The 20,569-nt window shown below is 60.7% G+C and carries 13 protein-coding genes and 1 pseudogene; 6 read left to right on the top strand and 8 right to left on the bottom strand.

Annotation, left to right across the window (positions count from 1 at the left end; all coding sequences use genetic code 11):
- Positions 1 to 50: 50 nt before the first annotated feature.
- Genes SB822_RS30555 through SB822_RS30545 form a run of 3 tightly spaced genes read right to left on the bottom strand, consistent with a single transcriptional unit; the run spans position 51 to position 3,848 of the window.
- A complete protein-coding gene (locus SB822_RS30555; RefSeq protein ID WP_410856262.1) occupies positions 51 to 728 on the bottom strand; it encodes a hypothetical protein in 678 nt (225 codons plus the stop codon).
- A gap of 10 nt (positions 729 to 738) precedes the next feature.
- Positions 739 to 1,311 (bottom strand): DUF4255 domain-containing protein, encoded by a 573-nt coding sequence (locus tag SB822_RS30550; RefSeq protein ID WP_410856261.1) that lies wholly within the window; start codon positions 1,309 to 1,311, stop codon positions 739 to 741.
- A 5-nt stretch (positions 1,312 to 1,316) separates the two neighbouring features.
- Positions 1,317 to 3,848, bottom strand: coding sequence for an ATP-binding protein (locus SB822_RS30545; RefSeq protein WP_410856260.1), 2,532 nt, complete (start codon positions 3,846 to 3,848; stop codon positions 1,317 to 1,319).
- Positions 3,849 to 4,385: 537 nt separating this feature from the next.
- Between SB822_RS30545 and SB822_RS30540 the strand changes: the two genes are divergently transcribed.
- The gene (locus SB822_RS30540; RefSeq protein ID WP_410856259.1) at positions 4,386 to 5,087 is read left to right on the top strand and encodes a transposase; all 702 of its coding nucleotides are present in this window, start codon (positions 4,386 to 4,388) and stop codon (positions 5,085 to 5,087) included.
- A 65-nt stretch (positions 5,088 to 5,152) separates the two neighbouring features.
- On the opposite strand, the gene SB822_RS30535 is transcribed toward SB822_RS30540, so the two are convergent.
- Both SB822_RS30535 and SB822_RS30530 read right to left on the bottom strand, forming a co-directional pair.
- A complete protein-coding gene (locus tag SB822_RS30535; protein ID WP_410856347.1) occupies positions 5,153 to 6,199 on the bottom strand; it encodes a TIGR03118 family protein in 1,047 nt (348 codons plus the stop codon).
- Positions 6,200 to 7,160: 961 nt separating this feature from the next.
- Positions 7,161 to 7,901, bottom strand: a complete 741-nt coding sequence (locus SB822_RS30530) for a LuxR C-terminal-related transcriptional regulator (protein ID WP_410856258.1) — start codon at positions 7,899 to 7,901, stop codon at positions 7,161 to 7,163.
- Positions 7,902 to 9,039: 1,138 nt separating this feature from the next.
- Between SB822_RS30530 and SB822_RS30525 the strand changes: the two genes are divergently transcribed.
- The 5 genes and pseudogenes from SB822_RS30525 to SB822_RS30505 form a co-directional block, all read left to right on the top strand.
- Positions 9,040 to 9,831: a LuxR C-terminal-related transcriptional regulator gene (locus tag SB822_RS30525; protein WP_410856257.1), complete on the top strand. Its 792-nt coding sequence runs from the start codon at positions 9,040 to 9,042 to the stop codon at positions 9,829 to 9,831.
- A 773-nt stretch (positions 9,832 to 10,604) separates the two neighbouring features.
- Positions 10,605 to 13,394: a WD40 repeat domain-containing protein gene (locus tag SB822_RS30520; RefSeq protein ID WP_410856256.1), complete on the top strand. Its 2,790-nt coding sequence runs from the start codon at positions 10,605 to 10,607 to the stop codon at positions 13,392 to 13,394.
- Between the two features lie 157 nt (positions 13,395 to 13,551).
- The gene (locus tag SB822_RS30515) at positions 13,552 to 15,552 is read left to right on the top strand and encodes a tetratricopeptide repeat-containing protein (protein WP_410856255.1); all 2,001 of its coding nucleotides are present in this window, start codon (positions 13,552 to 13,554) and stop codon (positions 15,550 to 15,552) included.
- A gap of 343 nt (positions 15,553 to 15,895) precedes the next feature.
- Positions 15,896 to 16,462: a hypothetical protein gene (locus SB822_RS30510; RefSeq protein ID WP_410856254.1), complete on the top strand. Its 567-nt coding sequence runs from the start codon at positions 15,896 to 15,898 to the stop codon at positions 16,460 to 16,462.
- 1,197 nt (positions 16,463 to 17,659) lie between these two features.
- Positions 17,660 to 17,821: pseudogene (locus tag SB822_RS30505) on the top strand (DUF1016 domain-containing protein); the annotation flags it as partial.
- A gap of 193 nt (positions 17,822 to 18,014) precedes the next feature.
- On the opposite strand, the gene tnpC reads toward SB822_RS30505, so the two are convergent.
- From tnpC to SB822_RS30490, 3 genes are read right to left on the bottom strand one after another with little or no spacing between them, the layout of a single operon-like run.
- Complete coding sequence (tnpC, locus tag SB822_RS30500; RefSeq protein WP_410856253.1) at positions 18,015 to 19,592, bottom strand: IS66 family transposase; 1,578 nt, start codon at positions 19,590 to 19,592, stop codon at positions 18,015 to 18,017.
- Positions 19,593 to 19,622: 30 nt separating this feature from the next.
- Positions 19,623 to 19,979, bottom strand: coding sequence for an IS66 family insertion sequence element accessory protein TnpB (gene tnpB, locus SB822_RS30495; RefSeq protein WP_410856252.1), 357 nt, complete (start codon positions 19,977 to 19,979; stop codon positions 19,623 to 19,625).
- A complete protein-coding gene (locus tag SB822_RS30490) occupies positions 19,955 to 20,452 on the bottom strand; it encodes a transposase (RefSeq protein WP_410856251.1) in 498 nt (165 codons plus the stop codon). The genes tnpB and SB822_RS30490 overlap by 25 nt, the downstream gene beginning before the upstream one ends.
- Positions 20,453 to 20,569 lie beyond the last annotated feature (117 nt).

The following is a 20,569-nucleotide window of genomic DNA, read 5'->3' as shown; positions in this document are numbered from 1 at the left end:
GATCAATCGTTCGGTTGCGCGAACGTGGCGATAGCTAGGTCGGTCAATCGTCATTGCATGTCGCTCCAGGCCACGGGATTCGGCAAGTCGGTTAGCGCGCCGTCGACGACGGAAAGCTGGATGTCCGAGCGCGTCTCGCCGCCGCGCGTGGCCTGGATCTGGATCGAAAGCTTTCCCTGGTTCAAGGTCGGCTTCGAGGAAGTGGGCGGACGCAGCATCAAGGCGAATTCGCCGGCCGCATCGGTAATCGAGGTCATTGGCGACACGACCTGGACAGCGCCACCCTTGGCGTCCATTTCCCACTTCAGTCCGACCGTGGCGCCCACGACGGCAGCGCTCGCCGGACCGGCGGTCTCACGCAGCCGGCCGCGGATGACGGTCAATCCATCCGGAAAGGGATAGGCTGGCGTCGGCGTCAGCACGATGCGCGTCAGTCGCTGAGGCCAGGGGACCTGCGCCAGGTCTGCGGGCTTCGGCGGGGCGGTCTGGGACACGGTTTGGTAAGGAGCTGTGTCGACGCTTACGTCGTAGCGGCTAGGCCATGCGTCGAGTTCGCGCAGCCAGACATAACGACCGCTCCAACTCGTGATTGGTGCGCCAGACAACCCTTGGGCGAACACCGTCAGACCACGATTTACGTTGGAGAGGATTACCGGATCGAACAGTTCGACGGCCACGAGAACTTGACGTTCGATAGTTTCAGGCGCGAGCAGCGTGGACGTGGGCACTGTAGCTCTCCTATGCGCTGAAACCGACCACCAGGCGTTCGTCGGTGACCGGCGTCGCCTGGGCAGAGACGAGTGCGGGATCGATCCAGACCGGCGAAGCCAGATACAGCACCGAAGTGCGATAGTTGACGGTCGGGAACAGGGCCCAGATGCGGCTCAACTCTTCACTGGTTGCCGTGTCGAGCGTGAGTCTCACCGTTTCACCTTCGACTGCGGTGCCGCTCAAAACGGCCGCGTCATTCAGGGACCGCATGGCGAATCCGAGCACGCGCAATTCGTCCGGCTCGGCGGCCTGCTGCCGCCCTACCGTGACGAGATAGTGGAGGTCCAGGGGAAGGGCGTTGGCATATACATGCTCGGTATCGTTGGCGTTTGCCGGTCCCACCACATGCTCGCTGTTGCGCAAGGCCTGGCTGGCGGTCACGCGATACAGAAACAGCACCAGTGCCGCATTGTTGGCCTGAGGGTCGTCGAGCGGGCCGACGAAGGGCGACTGGTTGCCCACCACGCCTGCTGCGGCGAGCGCGGTCTTCAGCTGTGCCGCGATCGCGAGCGTGACATTCTGGATGGCGAGCGCGTCCATGGTGGTCAGGCTGCCAATTCGCCGAGCTCGCGCTCGAGACGCGGCATGCCGATCTTGAGCGCCTCGGCACGTGTTGCCGCGAGAACGTGCCGCATGTGGATGGCCGAGCCTTCGGCGGCCGCGCTGAAGGCGGCTCGCAACGTGATCTGGCGAATGCTTCCGCCGGGGAGCTCGGCCCTGCGGGCCAGAAAATGCAGATCCAGATCCTCGCTCAGCGGCGCGTTCGAGGGCAGGCACTGACGCCAGATGCGCTCGCGCGCCTCGGCATCGGGAATGGGGAATTCGACGATGAAGCGCAGACGGCGCAGGAAGGCGCTGTCGATGTTACGTCCCAGGTTCGAGGTCAGAATGGCCAGGCCGGAGAACATCTCGACGCGCTGAAGCAGGTAGGCGGTTTTGAAATTCGCGTATTGATCATGCGAGTCCTTGACCGGCCCCCGCGCGCCGAACAGCGATTCCGCCTCGTCAAACAACAGGATCGCGCCGGCCTTCTCGGCTTCGAGAAACACAGCGTCCAGATGCTTCTCAGTGTCGCCCACGTATTTGCTGACTACGCGCGACAGGTCGACCGCGAAAACCCATCGCCGCAACGCGTGCCCGATGGCGCGGGCAGCCATCGTCTTGCCGCAGCCGCTCGGCCCCATGAACAGCGCCGCCACGCCGCGACCATAGGGCAACTGGGCGCCGAATCCCCAGTCGTGCAGCACCTGGTCGGCGTGCACTACGTGGGATACGATGTCGTCGAGCTGATCGCGCCGGTCGTCGGGGAGGATGACGTCGTCGAGTTTGAACGACGGGGCGAGGCGGGTTGCCAGCCGAGGCAAATCGGGGCTCGCCACCGCCTGCAAGGCCTCGGCAAGCGTTGCGGCCTGCTCCTCTTCGGGCTGGTTGACCAGTGCTCCGCTCGCACCGGCAAGGCGCAAGGCGCGCTCGAGGGCGTCCAGCGGCAAGGGATAAGCGGCGGCCAGCCGCTCCAGATCTTGGGCGTAGATCTGCAATCCGTGGTCCTTTGTGCCGGCCGTCAGGGCAGTCAGAGTCGTGGTCGCACTGGAAGGCTCGAGCCGAAGGACCGCCTGGTCGCGCGCCGGCACGAGTTCCACCACGTCAGCAATCTTCGAGGCGATCAATACGCATGGGGACGGCAGGTCCTCGAAGATGTCGATGGCGCGGCGAACAACCTGCGTGGCCACCGCGGAGTCGCCGCCGTTGCGGATGTCGAGGACCGGCACCGCGTCGAGAACGCGGGCCATCCAACCGATGCGCAGCAGCGGGTCGGGCCGACCGGTTCCGTCCTCATCGCGGTACGCTGCCAGCGTAATGCGCATCAGACGCCGGCGAGTGGCGGCTGCCGCCTTTTCCAGGACCGCCCTGGAGATCGAGCCGTCGATACCTGCCAGCACGATCCAATGGGGTGACGACGACGCGTCGCGCAGCAGAGCGGTGATCTGACTCACGGCATCGATATCGCGCGGCGAGGCGATCCAGTTTGCACCCACCCAAGGTTCGAACCGGACGAGACCTCGAATCGCTTCGTCGCCAGTCAAGGCGTTGTCCTTACCCAGAAGCCAGGCGACGAGTGCGGGATCGACGCGCAGCAAGTCGTCCGCGTAGGGCGGCGCGCTCGACTCGCTCCAGAGATTCCACCGCGAGAGCACCCCCTCTCGGGTCAGGGACATTCGCGTCTCGAGCGGTTCGCCGAGGATCTCGGTGATCAGGCTGAGCGTTGGATGACGGCGCGACAGGTCGTCGTTCAGGAAGCCGAAGGCGCGCTGATACTTGTTCGAGAGTTCGGGTGCCAGGCACAGCACGAACGCCTGGAGCTCGACCGGCGTGAGTCCCAGACCGCGCCAGACCGCGGCGAGCCGGTGACTCGGCGCCTGCTCGATATGGCCGACCAATTCGTCGGCGGCGGCATGCGCGGGCTGGGTCGTGGACTGGGAATCGTCATCACCGGTCTGAATGGCGTCGCGGGTGAGAAGCGCCTCGATGGTCGTGCGGCTCAATGCCAGCCCGGTCACGTCGCCCGCGGTACTGGTGAGCCGCCGGACGTACGCCAGAAGCTGGTCGTCGAGCCAGCGCTCGACGCGCTCGAACAGTTCGATTCCGTCCCCATTGGCCGTAAGGCTGGGGATTGTTTCCGCCGCCGGCGCGTCGGCGCCGACATGCAGCGTGACCGAGCGCCCGTTGCGGCGGTCCCGGCCGCTATAGAGCTGACAGGCAGCCGTCACCAGTTCGTCGATGCTGCGCGATTCCCAGTCCAGGTGCACCACCTCGCGGCCGATGACGACCCGGACTATCACGCTCGACGGATGGTCGGCCAGCAGCTCGGACGAGATATTCTCCAGATCCGGCTCGAAGCCCACCAGCACGAAGATGTCTGGGACCACACCGCTGTTGCGCAGCCAGTCACGCAGGCCGTCGGTCCGCAGGGCATTGTTGGAGACGAGCGTGACGTCGTCACGCCGCTGCACCCCGGCCACGATGGAATTGGCGAGGATGTCGTTCAAAGTCTGCGCGACGAGAATACGCAACAGCACGGCATGACCTCCGTTGGGACGCGATGAATCTTGTCCCGATGATCACGCCGCGTTCGGGCGAGGACCATGAGTTGCGATGGGTCAGAAATGGCGACGAAAGGAGCTATCCAGAGGATCCAGCCGCTGTGGATCTTGTGGCTCAGGTGAAATGATCCGAGATGGACCAGCGTATGTTGAGCAGGCCTGCCGGGCAGATACGGGTGGTCCAACACGGGCACTGTCACGTTGACGAGGTAGTCGCGTAGATTGTGTGATGGAAAATGGCCAATCGCTCTATCACGGTCATCGGTTCCCGGCGGCAGTCATCAATCAGGCAGTGCGCTGGGCATTGGTGCACGGATGGCGAGTTGAAAGGACTGCGGGATAACATGACGGATCACCATCTCGGCCCTGACGCTTGCCGCACAAGCACAACGCCGATCGTCGCCATCACGTCGTGAAGATGAAGCACCGCGTGACGAACTGCCGGGAATACGAAGCGGGCCTTCGCAGTCGTGGCGGTCTGACGCTTTGGATTACGCCCGAAGCACTGGCGCAGTGGTATGCTGCGTCGCGCACGACGCGCGCTATTCCGACCTGGCGATTGAGACCATGCTGATGCTGGGCTGCGCCTTCAAACTGCGGTTGCGTCAGACCGAAGGCCTGATGCGCGCGGTGATCGGGCTGATGGGCCTCACGGTGCCGATCCCCGATCACACGACCATGAGCCGTCGAGCGAAGAAGCGCCCAATCATCGGCAAGCGCTGTTTGCCCGAGGGTCCGCTGCATGTGCGGATCGATAGTACCGGAGTGAAGGTGTTCGGTGACGGAGCAGTGGCTGCACGAGAAACATGGCGTGAAGTCACGCCGATGGGTGTCGAAAGCGGCCTGATCGTGGCGAAAAACACACTCGCGGACCAAGACAACGATGATTCGTCACAGACAGCATCGTTGTCCGATCAGATCGACGGCGAAATCGCGACGGTCACAGCCGATGGTGCCAACGACGGCGCGCTAACATATCAGATGATCGCGCAGCATGGCGAAGGCACTGAGATCGTGATTCCATCGCGTTCGACGGCGATGCGCAGTTGCGAGCATGGCCCCACCCACTCGACGCGACCGCGACGCTGCGATGATCGAAGCGCAGGGGCGACTCGGCAGGCACGCGGCCACCGGCGTGGCTGGTCGCCCCATTCCGTTCGCCGCGATGTGGACACTGGCCCGGACTTCGCCGAGAGCGGCCCCGTACCGCTGTGACTTGTTCGAACGCGCCCTCTGTTCTTATTCATGGCGTCTTGCTTCGTTCGAGCAAGCGGCTGCCATTATCGATCCACGTCGATGCGGCCATAAACACCGTTTGCTTCACCGTTAGGTCCTGCGGCAAAAAACAACGTGTCGGTCGGTTGGTTGTTAAGGCCGTTACCAAACGCTATGCCCCAAAGTCCGGGCTGCATGATCGCCTTTCCATCTTTCTGTTTGAGTGTGCCGACGAACTCTCCGCTAGCCGGATCAAAAGCATTGATCATTCCGTCGCCGAAGTTACCGACTAGCACATCGTTACTGAACTGGCCGAAGGCGGCCGGTGCCTGTGCAACTCCCCACGGCGCGTTCAGCGGGCCACCAGACGCGAAATGCTGAACGAGTTTGCCAGCCGTGTCGAACACATTGACTATGCCCAAACCTGGACCACTGACGTTGTCGTGAGCCGCAGTATCCTGTTTAGCGTACGCGACGTAGATTTTCGATCCGATCGCCTGGATACCGAAAGGCGCGAAGCCGGCTTGCAAAGAGTCGTCATGGAACGCGCCGGGCAGTGTGACCTTGCCGAAGTTTTTGTCGAAAACGTCGATCTTATTGTTGTGAAAGTCCGCGGCATAGAGAAAGTTGGCGCCGCCGTTATTCGCGATGGCCAGCCCCTTGTAGACCGCACCGCCATGTCGATCGTCGAAGACAGTGATCGCGGCGGTCGGATTCACCTTGGGAGACCACGCCGCAATCGTGCCGCCTTCGCCTGAGAAGATGAAAACGCCGGTACCGGACTTGCCGTTGTTACTGACTTCGAAATCGCCGGTCCCGTTGAAAACTATGCCGGTCGGATTGGCTGGACCGTTGCTCCCAGCGGGAATGCTCACCACAACGGATTGCACAACGCCATTACCATCATAGAGTGTTGCTCGCTGCGTCCCGTTATCCGCTATCCAGATGAAGGTTTTGGGGTTGAACGCGATGCCCCACGCGTTTTTGAGGTTTGCATCGGTCTGGAGAGCCGCCGGGACGCTGCTATCGGAGACCAAGGTAGTGGCCTTGTATGGCTTCAGATGTTCCTTCGCCTCCTTCATCAGCTCACTTCGTCGCGCCGCATACGCCAGGTCATAGGCCTTGGCCGCAGCTGCATACACCGCCGCCGCAGCCTCGGCTGCGGCCTTTTTCGCGACTGCGCTCTGCTTCGCCTGTTCGGCAACATCCTGCGCATCGCGCAACGCAGTTTCGTAGTCTTTCGAGGTAGGAATAGAGAGCGTGTCTACGACGACCTTCTTTGCCTCGGTCGCAATCAAATACAGTCCGTCGTAATCCCCTTGCGTCTCCAATTTGTTGGCTTGGTCGAGCAAACCGGACACATCCGTGAGCGCGGCATCGATGTCCTTCGGGAGCTTCTTCTGCGCATCATACGCCGCCTGCCTGGTTGTGGCGTCAAGAGCCGCCTTGTCCGCTTCGTTCTGCGCGTCCTGCTGCGCCTTCAGTGCGTCATCGACCGCCTTTTTCTTCGCGTCCAGACCGGCGTAGAAGCTATTGATCGTCTGATCGATCACAGTCTTCCGGTCTTTGATCACGGCCTCGGCAATAGGGAGCTTCTTCGCAATCTCTGTATCCGCGGCATCTCGCTTCTGTTGCGCTGCCGTCTGTGACGCCGCATTGTAGCCAGCGAGCGCCTGCTGGAGCTCGGCGATTCTCGCCTGAAGCGCCTTGATGTCGCTTTGCAGAGTGGCGATCGTCCGATTGGCATCGGCAATCTGGGTTTGCTCCTGCGCGAGTTCGACCTGTTTCTCCTTTAGTTGATCCTCCGGCGTTTTGGAAACAGCGGGTCCTGCACCACTTGCACCCGCACCGACCCCAACCGCAGTCGTCTCCGCATACGTTGTGTCGCGCGTCGCTGCCGCGCTGGCGGCGCCGGTCGCGTCGGACGTCGCCGCCGTCCCGTGCGTTGCACCATTCGTCGATACGTTCGCCGTTTGCCCGCCGTTGCTTGAAGCGGACGTCACGCTATCGACAGGCAAAATGGGCGTTTCCATATCCTCACCTCCGATACCAGGCCAAACGAAATGCGCCGTATCACTCGGCAATGACGTGCGATTCACAGTCGGACGACCGTGCATGCGGATCTCCAGGCGCGATCACACCGTTCGCACCTACTTGCTTCTCGGCAGTTGTCTCAAAACTTCCGCGCGTCGCCGTCCACGGCGTATCCCGAACCCTTGCGCGCATCGCTTGTGCGCGCTGCACGACCCACAGCTTGTCGAGGATGCTATGCATGTAATGTTTGATCGTCGAAATGCTGAGACCGAGTTCACCGGCTATCGCCTTGTTCGACTGACTATTTCCAAGTTGCCACGGCACGTCGCATTCGTGCTGCGTCATTGCATCGCCTGCTCCGTCGGCATACGTTGGGGTGGTCTCGCGGTACAACGCGCCTGCAATTCTCGGAGGACAATGCAATCGTCGCGTGACCGCATCCTCCATTGCTCGCTGTAGAGAATCGAGCGCAGCGTCACGCGCGACATAACCGGAAAAGCCCGCACGTCTGCAATGGACCACATCTTTCTGGTCGGCTTTGAAGCCGAGCGCGAGCAGCGCGACGGACGGCCACTGACCCGCCACCGTATGCACCTCGTCAAGATCGATGCCTTGCGTGACGTCGACCAACGCGAGATCAACGCGTGACGCGCCCAACACTTCGCGGAGCATTGAGAAGCTAGACGTGATTGCAATCACAGACATACCGGTGCGGCTACCAAGATAGGAAGCTAAACCGTCACCGAACAGTCGGATCGGCGTGAGGATCGCGATGTCCATCAAATTCCCTTGCGAGCATTGCGCACCATCACGCCGGCGTGACAACGACTTAATTGAGCTTCAGTGCGGCGATTGTGTGCGCGAGGCCCGCCGACTACTGCCTAGGTGAATCGCCCCTCCCCCCGATAGTCAGGGCGCTACAATCGCTCGGCTGCGACTTTGCGTAAGCACGCATTGATCTGCCGTATCGGCGTAATCTAGCCAACAATCTGGACACACATCTGACACGTGGAAGGCAGACATCGCATTCCATCCCCGAGCCGTGCGCCGTTAGCCCGCCCTTTCTCGTTGGTTGTTTGAGAAGGGAACGCTGGCATCCCTTACCGGAGCGCCATTTTGGCTAAACTCCGTCGCCGACGGTGTTTCTCTGTCATCCGACCAACGGCGACAATCAGCACCGCTAGTTTATTGAAGGGTATCGCCCGTGAAAAGTCAATGTCATTAGTGGCCTGGTTATATCGGCCGACCATTTGGCGTCGCTCGCGCTACAGGAATAACAACGCGCAGCAACCATTGAATGAATAGCAACAATGCACACCTTAGTTTTATTTTTGTTTGCGCTCTTGGCCCGTCGAATGAAGGTTAAGGTGCATCGATGGACTCATATGAACCGCAAAGCGCCACGCTGCAAAGAAATTCGTCCCATCGCAAGCCTTGCTGCACTCCATTCTCGCAATACTGCGTGTTCCTCAGCCTGGGAAGTGCCGCGTTGATTCAAATCGAAACTCGCAACCGTTTTAAACATATGTTCCGCAATTAAAGCACCTCCTCTGGCTCTCGAAACGACGACGATTTAAGTCTCAGATGTACCGCTGCGTGGCCTTTTCAGAGCGTGGAAATATTGCAATGCGTATGCTATAAATTCTACGAGAAGGCTGAGCGTCTTTCACGATGATCTCGCGCCTTCCACCGACCAATGGCTCAAGAGGCGGCACGATTCGCAAGAGGCCGTCCGTAAGCCCGTTTCACCCAGCGTGAGCGTTGGATAGCCGCGAAACAGCGGAGCGTGCGCGGATCAGTTCAGCGTGATGACGCTCAGGCACGGATCGCTGTCTGACAAAGTACTCGCGAGCTAGTAACCGTTAAACAGCTGGTTCGGTGGCGGCGCCGACAATTCTCATCCTTGCTTGGGGCATGTATGGACGTCGTCCTCCTCACACCCATCAGATTGCTCGGCGATGCCCTGTATTCGTGCCTTCAGAACCTAGACGAAGTGACGATTGTCGCGCAGGTAGGTGACATGTCCGCGTTACGGGAAGCGCTAGTCGCGAGCCGAACGGATATCGTGTTGATCGACATCACTCAAGGCATGGACCTTGATGAGGTGCGTTTGATCGCGACCGAATGGCCCGAAGTCGTTCTGGTCGCGCTTGGGCTCGAAGAACAGCGCCAAGAGGTCATCCGGTGCGGCAGGGCTGGATTTTCCGGATACATTCCGCGCCACGCCACGATCGGGGCTCTGCGCCAAGCCATGATAGATGCGGTCTCCGGATGCCTAGCCTGCCCGGGCGAGATCTCGGCCGGGCTGATGAAGGCCTTGTTCCGCATGTCGCCCGCAACCGATGGTTTCGACCAGAACGCGGCGCTGACGGCTCGCGAAGGCGACGTGTTGAGGCTGATCGGAAAGGGGTTCTCCAACAAGGAAATCGCTCGCGATCTGCAGTTGAGCGTGGCCACGGTGAAGCATCATGTTCACGGTATATTTTCCAAGCTGAATATCACCCGGCGCGCCGACGCGATGCGCCGGGTGCGGGACGCGCCGTGGATCGCATCGGCGCTCGCTCGCTCGCCTCCAGCTCACATGGACAGCAAGAGCCAAAGAGGCGACACGCGTTTCGCTCGCCCAGTCTACCAGCAAGAAGCTTTCGAAGCCGTGCCAGATCGGCGTCAAAATAAAAGGGTGCGTGTGGCGATAAGGCGGGCGGGGTGATGGAATTCAATATGATTAGGATTGCTTTTGTAAAAACGAGTGCTTGCTCGGCATGAGCGTCGCTGACGTCGTCGTGGCATTGATAAGTCGGGCGGAGGCACAGAGGCGAAATGTCATTGAAGGGCGAGTTGGAGCTTCCACCAAACCCGGGGCGGTTCATAGCTTTCCCGCCTTTTCACGGCGCACGCCGATAGTTGCCAATTCATATGCAATCGGCGACAGCGTTACGCGAATGGCAGCGCACGACCGGTTGCTGTCGTTCACACGAGTGCGACAACAACGACCGCTCTCACAAAAATAACAGCCATTCGCACACTGACCTTGCGCGCTACCAGTTTGAACAAGCATTGCCTTCCGAACTTGTCGGTGCCTGTCGCAAGCGGCTAGCACACGACAACGAACGGTGGAAGCGGGTAGCTTGTTTTTCGGTTCACACTGTGTGGCGGAAGGTGACTGGAGGGCTTCGTGGACCAGTCGGACTCAACCGCTGGAAGACTGCGCGATACTGGCATTTACTTAAGTCGCAGGCCTGATTTTCGACTCTGTGGCAGAAGCATCCTTGTCTTTGTCTGCTGCTGCCTTCCTCTGAGCGAACCCGAAATCGTATAGTAAATCATTGATGGTGATGACGACAGTTCGCATCATACTTGGTCGGCGTGGCGCTGTGGGCTTCCGGGCAATCTCGGGCTTAAGTCGAGAGGGTCCCGTCGCTTGGTCCAACTTCGTTAATAAATGCGAGAACATCTTCTGATCGATCTGGTGAGGGGAAAGCCATGGGCAATGACGAAAACGGCTGCGAGTACGATCTCTTCATATCCTATCGGCGCGTGGACGCGCTGGCTTTGGCTAGGTACTTGCGCCGCCGTCTGCAAAACACGAAATTGCGCCGCGAACTGATCGAGAGTTTGCCGGGGACGTCACGCGAGCGCGCGGAGATGCCCTTGCGTATCTTTCTCGATGTGGCGTACGAAATCGCGCGCAAGGATTTTCTGCGCCAGAAGATCCTGCCGGCTCTGCGCGTGTCGCGGCGGTTGCTGGTTATTTCGACTCCGTCTGCATTTGAAGAGATCGTCGATGGCGATGGTAAAAAGTCGCCGAACTGGTTGCAGCAGGAAGTCGACTATTTCTTCGAGGAGCGCGGCAATGCGGCAATCGATGACCTGTTTGTGGCGCTCGGTCCCGGCGCGCCACAAAACCGGTTTCCCGGTCGCTTAAATGACAATCCGCGCTGGGATTGGGTCGATTTCCGGAGCTTCGGCTGGAAGTCGCGGTTGGACGGCTCCACCGATGCCGGGCTCGCGAAGCTTGTTGCCGCGTTGCATGAGGTGCCCGACGAGTTGTTGCCGCTCGTCCAGCATGAAGAGCGTCGGCGCAGGACGCGAATCAATGCGCTGGTGGCGGGCGGCGGCTTGGCGACCGTAGCCGCGATGGCGTTCGGCGCCTATCAGTTCCATCAGGCCGCCCACGAGAGTCGGGTCGCGCTGTCACGACAGTTAGCGGCGTCGGGCGTCGGCAAGTCTGCCAACGATTTGCAACTCGCCTCTCTGCTGGCCGTCGCGGCGTACAAGATATATCCGACCGATGAGGCGAGGGCGAGTTTACAGATCGCCGCGACAGTCCAGCCACAGGCCAGAACGTTTCTGAGCAGCGACCATGAGGGCGGCTTGAGTGTCGCATTCAGTCAGGATGGCAAAGTGATCGCGGAGGCGGGAGCGGACGGGACGGTCGTGCTGTGGGACGTCGTCAGCCATAAGAGGATCGGACGCCCCCTCAAAGGGCACAGCGGGCAGGTGCGCAGCGTCGCATTCAGTCGTGACGGCAAAACGATGGCATCGGCCGACGATCGAGGAATCATCATCCTATGGGACGCAAAGCATTATCAGCCACTCGGCGAACAGCTGCGCGGCAACCAAGGGACGGTGTGGAGCGTCGCCTTCAGCCCGGACGGCAAGACGCTTGCCGCCGCTGGCACGGATCAAAGTGTGCTGCTATGGGATGTCGCAAGCCACCGGCGGGTCGGTGAGGCGTTTCGAGCTCAGCAGGGGCAGTTGTATCGCGTCGCGTTCAGTCCTGATTCGCGCATGCTTGCGGCCGCGAGCAGGGACAAGGCCGTCATCCTGTGGGACGTCGCGCATCCCGAGCAACCCGGCAAGCTGCTATTGGGGCACGACGGCCAGGTATGGAGCGTCGCGTTCGGGCCGGACGGCAAGACGCTGGCGTCGGCGGCCGAGGACGACTCGATCATTCTGTGGGACATGGAGCGCGGCACGCGTATCGGAGACCCGCTTAAAGGGCACCAGGGCCAGGTGCGCGACGTGGCGTTCAGCCAAGACGGCAAGCTACTGGCCGCTGCCGGAGACGATCGCACGGTCGTACTGTGGGATGTGGCGCTTCAGAAGCAACGGGGCGCCCCTTTCGGTGGCCAACCGGGTGCGGTGTGGACCGTCGCGTTCAGTCCGGATGGCAAAACGCTTGCGTCCGCGGGCGCTTCGGCGGCATTGATTCTGTGGGACCTCGAGCGGCGCGCGCCACCCGGTGATCCTCTCGGGCCACAGCATGGGCCGATATTGCACGTAGCGTACAGCCGCGATGGAAAGATGCTCGCTTCCGGCAGCCAAGAAGGCAAGGTGATGGTGTGGGACTTGGCGAATCGCAAGCCACTGTGCAATCTCACTGGGCATCGCGCGCAGGCTCCCGCTTTGTCTTTTAGTCCCGACGGCAATACCATCGCTTCCGCCGGCGCGGAGGGCAAGCTGATTCTCTGGGACGTGGCGCATTGCACGCCGGTCGGCGACCCGCTCGTGAGTGGTCAACAGATCGTGTGGAGCGTCGCTTTCAGTCCCAAAGAAAACCTCATTGCGGCAGCTGGCAGTGATTCGACGGTGGTGCTGTGGGACGTCGCGAGCCACAAGCCGTTGGGTCAGCCGCTCACTGGCCATAGCGAGCAGGTCACGAGTCTCGCCTTCGCCCCAGATGGGAAAACGCTCGCCTCTGCCGACTTGAAGGGCGGCATCATCCTGTGGGACATGACGCAGAGTCCGCCGCGCGGCGAGCGGCTCGAGGATGGCAGAAGGCTCCCGGTGATGAACGTGGCATTTAGCCCAGATGGGAAGACCCTGGCTTCGGCGGGACGGGACCGGAACGAGCCGGTGATTCTGTGGGACGTCAAGAAGCGGCGCCGGATCGGCGCGGCAATTGCGGCCCATCAAGGTCAGGAAATCTCGAGCGTCGCGTTCAGTGCTGATGGCAAGTTACTGGCAACTGCGGGGGACGACGGCACCGTGGTGTTATGGGACCTCGATCGGCGGGTCCCGCTTGGTCAGCCGTTCGACGCTCACCAGGGGCCCGTGTCAAGCGTCGCGTTTAGCCCGTCCGGCATGACCTTGGCGGCTGCTAGTGCAGGCGATGCTATACAGCTTTGGAACATGGATGTCTCGCTTTGGTTACGCGACGCCTGCGCGACTGCGAACCGCAATCTGACCCATGCAGAGTGGGCACTATACGAAGGCGGGCAAGAACGTTACCTCACGGTTTGCCCGGAGTTGCCAACGCCAGCGAATTGAGGCTTGCACTTAATCGCTCTCCACATATTCTACCTATAAGCGTGGCCCTAGCCGAGGTCGGCCACCTTTACTGATTGAACACTCAGAGTGCATCTGGGCAAGTTGCCCTGAAATTGGAGTTTTCATACGGTTCTCTGAATCAGATGGAGGAATTGACATGGGCCAGCACGTGTTCGTTGCGATGCCCTACGGCGTGAAGGAGGGAATCGACTTCAACGCGGTCTATGCGCAATTCATCGTGCCTGCGCTGCGGAGTCTCGATTTCACGGTGTTTCGCGCAGACGAGGAGATGCGTGCTGGCGATATTCGCGGCGACATGTTCCAGGAATTGCTGCTCGCGGATGTCGTCGTGGTTGACCTCACGATCGACAACCCGAACGTCTGGTATGAATTGGGGGTAAGGCACGCGTTGCGGGCCCGTGGCGTCATTTTGATCTCCGCTCGAGAGGGGCGGATGCCATTCGATTTGGTCACTGATCGGAATTTGCGTTACCGGTTACTGGACCGCGTGCCCGATCCAGCTTTCCTCGACGCCGATCGGGCCGCTCTCGCACAAATGGCACATGAGACCGTAACGGCTTGGTACGCCCGAATCGTGAGTCCCATTTACCGGCTGCTGCCTTACCTGCGCGAGCCCGACTGGAAAACGCTGCGTGTTGGCGTTGCACAGGAATTCTGGAGCAAGCAGGACGCATGGGCCCGGCGTGTATCGGTCGCGCGCCGCAAACAAAGACCGGGCGACATTCTGGTGCTCGCCGAGGAGGCGCCCATCCAGGGCCTACGGCTCGAAGCCTACCGTCTGGCTGCCAAGGCGCTTCGCGAACTTGAGCAGTTCGATTTCGCGCTCGCGCAGATCGACCAGGCACTCGAGGTCGCGCCCGACGATCTCATCAGCCGCCAGGAAAAGGGGATTCTGCTCGGACGGCTGCGTCGTTTCGACGAGGCCAAAGAGTGGCTTATATCGGTTGCTGACGATCACACAAGGGATGCGGAGACCCGCGGGCTGCTGGGACGAGTCGAAAAAGACAACTGGATCAACGCCTGGCGCACCGCGAGCGCCGGACTGGAACAGAACCGCGTTGCGGCCGCGACCCAGATCGGCATGTTACGGGAATCGATCGCTGCCTATACGGAGGGGTTTTTGCGCGACGCGACGAATTATTACTGCGGTATCAACGCGGTTACGCTGCGGCATCTGGAGCGACATCTTGTCGGCGGGGAAAGCAGTGAGAACGAGGCATACCGGGCGGAGATGGAAGGCGGCGTGCGCTGGGCTGCGCGAGCAGCCTTGTCGAAGGAAAGCATTGAGAAGAAGGATTTCTGGGCGCGTGTGACGCTCGCGGACCTCGCAGTATTGGTGAGTGACGGACCTAGTATCGGACGGGCGTATCAGTATGCGGTCGCTGCCTCGGAACGGAACTGGTTTGCGCTCGACGCCACGCGGCAGCAATTGAGTCTGCTTTTTGAGTTGGGCTTTCGGCCAGCGGAAGTCGAGTTGGCTCTGGGCGCCGTCAAGCTGGCCCTTTCGCAATTGGAGCCGCCGTTTCATCCCGGCAAAGTGTTTCTTTTCAGCGGCCACATGCTCGATGAGCCGGGACGCACGGTAGAGCGCTTTCCTGATGACATGGAGGACCTTGTCAGGTGTGCAATCGAGCAAAGGCTCGACAAATTTGGTGCGACTGAAGGTGACCTTGCTTTGTGCCAGGGCGCGTGCGGTGGCGATCTGTTGTTCGCGCAGGCTGCGCTGCACCGAAAGTTGCGCCTGGAACTTAGGCTCCCTTTTGACGAGCCCACATTCATTAAGCAGTCAGTCTCGTTTGCGGGCCAGAAATGGCGCGATCGCTATCTCGATGTCAAGAGCCACGCGGCGACCCAGATCTTCAAGATGCCGGACGACCTGGGTCCGGCTCCGGCAAGTCGCAATCCGTACGTGCGCACCAACCTCTGGCAACTTTACACAGCCCGAGCCTGGGGAGCGGAACGGGTCCGAATGATCGCGCTGTGGGACGGTGAAAAGAGCGGAAAGCCGGGCGGAACTGACCACATGGTGGATGAGGTCGAGAAGTTTTTCGGGCAGATTGAGATTATCGATAGTCGGGACCTCCTGTCGCGAACGCACGCGCGGCGAAGTCAGGCCGGCGATGATCACGCGGGCTGATCCGGGAGGCGCGAGCCTGGAGACGAACGGACCGTTTCGCAACATGAATAGATGAATTTGGAGGCGTTATGCCTTTGACCCGGGAACAACATTTTGATGCAGCGCTTGCCCCAAGCGCATTCTCGCACTCGATGGTGGTGGTCCTCGCCGCGAAGTTTCCTTCGTCGCGGGTGCAGGACGCCCTGGACCAACATCTGGGCAAGGACGTCATAACCACCCGCGTGTCGCTTATGCTGAGCAGGACGGAAAGCTGCTCCTCGCTCATGTCGTCAGAGCGAGCACGGCCGCGCCCACCTATTTCGATCCCGAGCGCATCGCGGTCACATCACGGGACGCCAAGGTCGTGGACGGCGCGTTCGTTGACGGCGGAGTGAGTCCATTCAATGATCCGGCACTGCAAACACTTCTGGTCGCAACCTTGCAAGGCCACGGGTTCCGTTGGCAGGGTGGAGCCGACAATATTCTTCTTGTATCGGTCGGCACGGGCACTCACGAGGCGAAGTTCTCTGCCCAATCTGTTCTAAACATGATACCTGCCCAGCAAGGTTTGCGAGCTTTACAGTCACTGATGGACGACTGCGCGGTTGCGAGCCAGATGATGCTGCAGTGGCTCACGCATTGCCTTACACCGTGGTTGATCGATCGAGCCGTTGGCGACATGAAGCTTGATAGTCAAGCGGGACCGCGGCTAGCCACCTATGTGCGCTACAACGTCTTGCTCGAAGCGGGATGGATCAAGGACCAGCTTGGAATAAGCTCGACGCCGGAACGCCTTGCGAAGCTCGCGAAGATGGACGAACCAGCGAATATGGACGAACTGGCGGTGCTGGGTCGCGAGGCAGCGAAAATACAGGTGAGCGTAGATCACTTTCCCGCACAATTTGATATCTGTCCGGGTCGGATGCCGTGATAAGCGGCGACAGTTTCCTGTGCTGGAAACCTCGGCGAGTCGCCGCCTTCGCTTTGGCCAACGGAGTTGGTGCTCTCGGTTGCTCGCCTGAATCGGGTCGCGACGGGGGAACCGACACAGCAACAAAGAAGGTGTAACGAGCGCGATGAATGTCTACGAGCTGTGACCTTGTGCGGCAGATTGCCGAGACCCTGGAATTTTACCGATCGAGGCCCTCACCTACCTGCGCTACAGTGCATCGCTTGAGGAGGAAGCGATTCGCGAGCTTGAGCTCAGCGACCTCGCCCCACGCGCCAACCAGCTGAGGGAGATGAGCCGCGTCGATAACTGCCAAGACCTCAACAGTATCCGCACGCGAGCCGCTCTGAAGATGGTCGAGGACGCTCATTTCCCTGCGGCGTTCGACCTTCAGCTGTAGCCGAACATTGTGAATTGGCGTAGCGCGGGCGAAGGGGGCGTTTCTATGAGCATAGACCTTCGAGATACCTTAAGCGGCCCGTCCGGAGGTGCGCGATTGACACCGCTTGCAGGTTGCTTCTGAAACGACGATGTAGGCGAGTGGATGGAGAAAATGAAATGTTGACACCTGGTGATTTGGCGGAGCTCTTCGTTTCGGTACTCGTCCTCAGCGCGTTGATCGCGGTGCCGCTCGGGCCCATCATCACGCTGGCCATCAATAGCTTGTTTCGACACCGAGTTGAGCGATCGAAACAGGAAGCTGCCGATGCAATCCAAGGTGATGCCCAGCCAATCACTGGAATGTCACAGCGAAAGTTACCTTACGATCCGATCTCGCCAACACAGACAGTCACCTCGACCGCCCGCGGGCAGGCCTTCCTCGCCGAGGGACGACGGCGTGACAGGCAGCTTGCGTGGATTTTCGGCGTCGCGACCAGCCTCTATCCGCTTATCCTTTCGGTCGTGTTTTACTTAGAGTTTGATCCCGGTCCCAAGCCATTAACATTTGGAAGGGCGCTTGTTGCCGCTTTCTACTTTCTGGTATGTGCAACGCCGGTGGCGGCTGCATTGGTGCTGGTCCTCAGGAGACAGGTCCGCTTTCTTGCCCTCGCCGTCTTTTTTCAGCTGCTTGCGGTGTGGCTCTACCCCGGTCACCCAGGGTTGAGCTTATGGCTTTGGGTTGCGCTCGTCCCAACTGGCGTGATGATTCTCTTGAACAGCAGGCGTCTTAGGGCTGTCGGCAAGAAGCAGGAGCAGATCGAACTTCTGGAGCTTGATAAAAGCGGTATTCATGTCGCCGAGTATCTGACCGTGTTGCCTCCGCGGGAGCAGTTACAGGCGAAATTGCACCAGTCGATCGAAGCCGCGAGGTCACGACTGCAGGGCAAGCGGCGCGAATGATTTGATGCCGGCGCTCGGCTTTTCGCTTTTTTCGAAGAGGTGAGGCTCGACGCTGGTTAAACCGGAAAGGACTGGCGCTTGACGACCGGCGGGCCGCGTGAAAACGCATGTCGGACTGACTCAAGTGTATGCGATCTTTAATTCACGCCTCTCAGAGTGGTAGCGTCAAACTCTGAGGTGTGGCAGAGGAGGCTCAGCGGAAGTCGGCGGGCATCTTCCAGGGCAACAACGCGTCGTAGTCCTCGACGGTCGTGGCAAGCGGAAGTTTCTGGAAGAGCCAGTGGAGGTAACGGTAGGGGTCGATGCGGTTAGCGCGGCACGTTTCGACGAGCGAATACAGGTTCGCACTCGCGTTCGCGCCTCCGACAGTGTCGGCGAACAACCAGCCACGGCGGCCTAAACAGAATGGCCTGATGGCGTTTTCACAAGGGTTATTCGAGATCGGCCAGTCACCGTTCTCGATGTAGCGGACCAGCTTCGACCATTGCCCCTGCATGTAGTTCAGCGCCTTGCCCAGCAGGCTGCCGGGTACGACCGCCGGCAATTGCTCGAGCATCAGCCGGTGGATGACGTCGATCACGCGCGCACTGTATCGTCGTCGCAGCCGCTGTCGTCGTTCAGCTTTCCATGTCTGGCTGCGTGCCTCGGCGGCGAACAGTTTGCCGATCAATTTGATGAAACGCGTAGCCAGCAGATCGGGCGTACGCGCTGCCTTCGGAACGTTGTCTTCCGCTCGCACAAAGCCCCTCCTGGCATGCGTCCAACATGCGAGGTGAATGAGCCGGTGACGTTGCGCAATGCCGTCGTACGAGGCGTAGCCGTCAGTCATCAGTACCGCGCCTTCGCGAATGCCGTCGAATAGCTTGTCGGCCAGCTTGCTGCCGCGCCCGGGCGTATAAGTGAACACGCGCACGGGCGTGTCCGAGTCGGTCATCTGCGCCCAGAGGTAACTCTTTGTCTGCGGCTGACGGCCTTCTTCCTTCAGGACCTGGAAGGTTGTCTCGTCGCAGTAGATCAGTTCAGCATCGAGCAGCGCGTCGCGCATCAGGTTGATCACGGGCTGTGTCGCCAGGCCGACGCGCACCATGCTGGCAGCCAGCGTGTTCGATGAGATGTCGCCACCGAAGCGCCGCAGCAGACCCGCTTGCCGGTAAAGCGGCATACCGAACTGGTACTTGCCGGTGGCTATCCACGCGAGTGCTGATTCGCTGAGCAGTCCTCGCGGGATGATGCGCGCTGGCGCCGGCGTGACCTTAATGCCCAGGTCGCAGCACGGGCATGCATACTTGACGCGTTGATGCTGGATGACCCGAATTTGCTCCGGAATCACGTTCAGTTGCTCGCTGATCTCCACGCCGATCTCGACGAGCGCATGGCCGTCGTTGGCGCAGAATCGTTCGGCCTCAGGCAGTTCGTGACGGCGGATGTCGCGCGGCAGGCCGGGATCGAGTGGCTTGCGGCCACGTTTCTTGCGCGTGTGCGCGGTGACCTTCGTGCCGGGCGTATCTTCCTGCGCGGGCGTCGCGTTTGCACCGAGCACTTCGGCTTCGTTGAACAGACCGAGCTGGTCGGAATCGCGCGCCTCGCTCTTTGCGCCGAACAGTTCGCGCCGATAGGCGCGCAGCCGTTCCTCGGCAAGATCGCGCTCGGCCGTCACCAGGCGCAGCGTGCTTTGCAACTCGTCACGCTCACGCTGAAGCGCGTCATGCTGCTCGCGCATCGCGAGCAGCGCCTTCAGTTCGTCGGCATCGATGGTGACGTTGATCGGCATGCTGCTTTGACCAGCATGCCGATCGTGCGTTCAGCTCACGCGCAGATAGTTGCGCTTGCGATGGCGCTCAAGCGCGGCGATGTCGACGCCGTCGACGAGCCAGTGCAGCAGCTCGACGCTTATCGTCACCACCGCCGTCTCGCTGTCGGGCCAGACGAAGCGGTCGCCGGCTTCGAGCCGCTTCAGCAGTAACCAGAAGCCGTTGCGCTCCCAGCCCAGGATCTTGATGCGATCGCGACGCCGGTTGCCGAACACGAACAGCGCCGGCGCCATCGGGCTCAGGTGCATCGCCTGTTCAACCAGGATCGACAAACTGTTGATCCCGCAGCGGAAGTCCACGGGATCTCGATGGAGGTAGACCTTCAGCTCGTCGTGGAACCGGAACACGGCAACCTCCCAAACATCTGGACCAGCGTGCTCAGTTCGTCGATGCTGGCCTGACCCAGATTGAACTCGACACCGTTGGGCAGCCGTACGCGCAGGGCAAACGCGATCGACGCAGGTGGGAGGGGCGCCGTTGCCGCAGTGGCCACGACCGGTACAAATGCGGGCGCAGGCGCCTCAGCCTGCGTCGCGACCGGCACGCCGTCGCTCACTTGCGCGGCACCGCCCGAGTCCACGACGACAGCACCGTCCTGTGCCGCCTGTGCACAGCGGCTGCTCTCGCGCTCGAGCAGATACTTCGTGATCCACTTGCGCAGCAGGTTGGCGTTGACTCCGTGCTCTTGCGCCAGGCGTGCCACTGACATGCCTGGACGCAGTGCCGCCTCGACCAGCGCGCGTTTGCCCTTCTCGTCATAGCGCCGCCGCCCATCGCGGCTACGCGAAATAACCTGCAACTCTGAGTCATGCTCTGCCATAGGTGTCCACCTCCGATTGGTGGACACATGCTGGCCTCTCAGAGCCAGCCCTTTCAAGGTCTTTGCGCTGCAAACCTGGTATCCTGGCGAGATGTTAAGGAACGACGGGTACGAAGG

The sequence above is a fragment of the Paraburkholderia sp. SIMBA_054 genome (genome assembly GCF_046534875.1).
Lineage (GTDB): Bacteria > Pseudomonadota > Gammaproteobacteria > Burkholderiales > Burkholderiaceae > Paraburkholderia > Paraburkholderia hospita.
The sequence above is the reverse complement of the archived record's forward strand: the minus strand, read 5'-3'. Positions and strand labels throughout refer to the sequence as shown.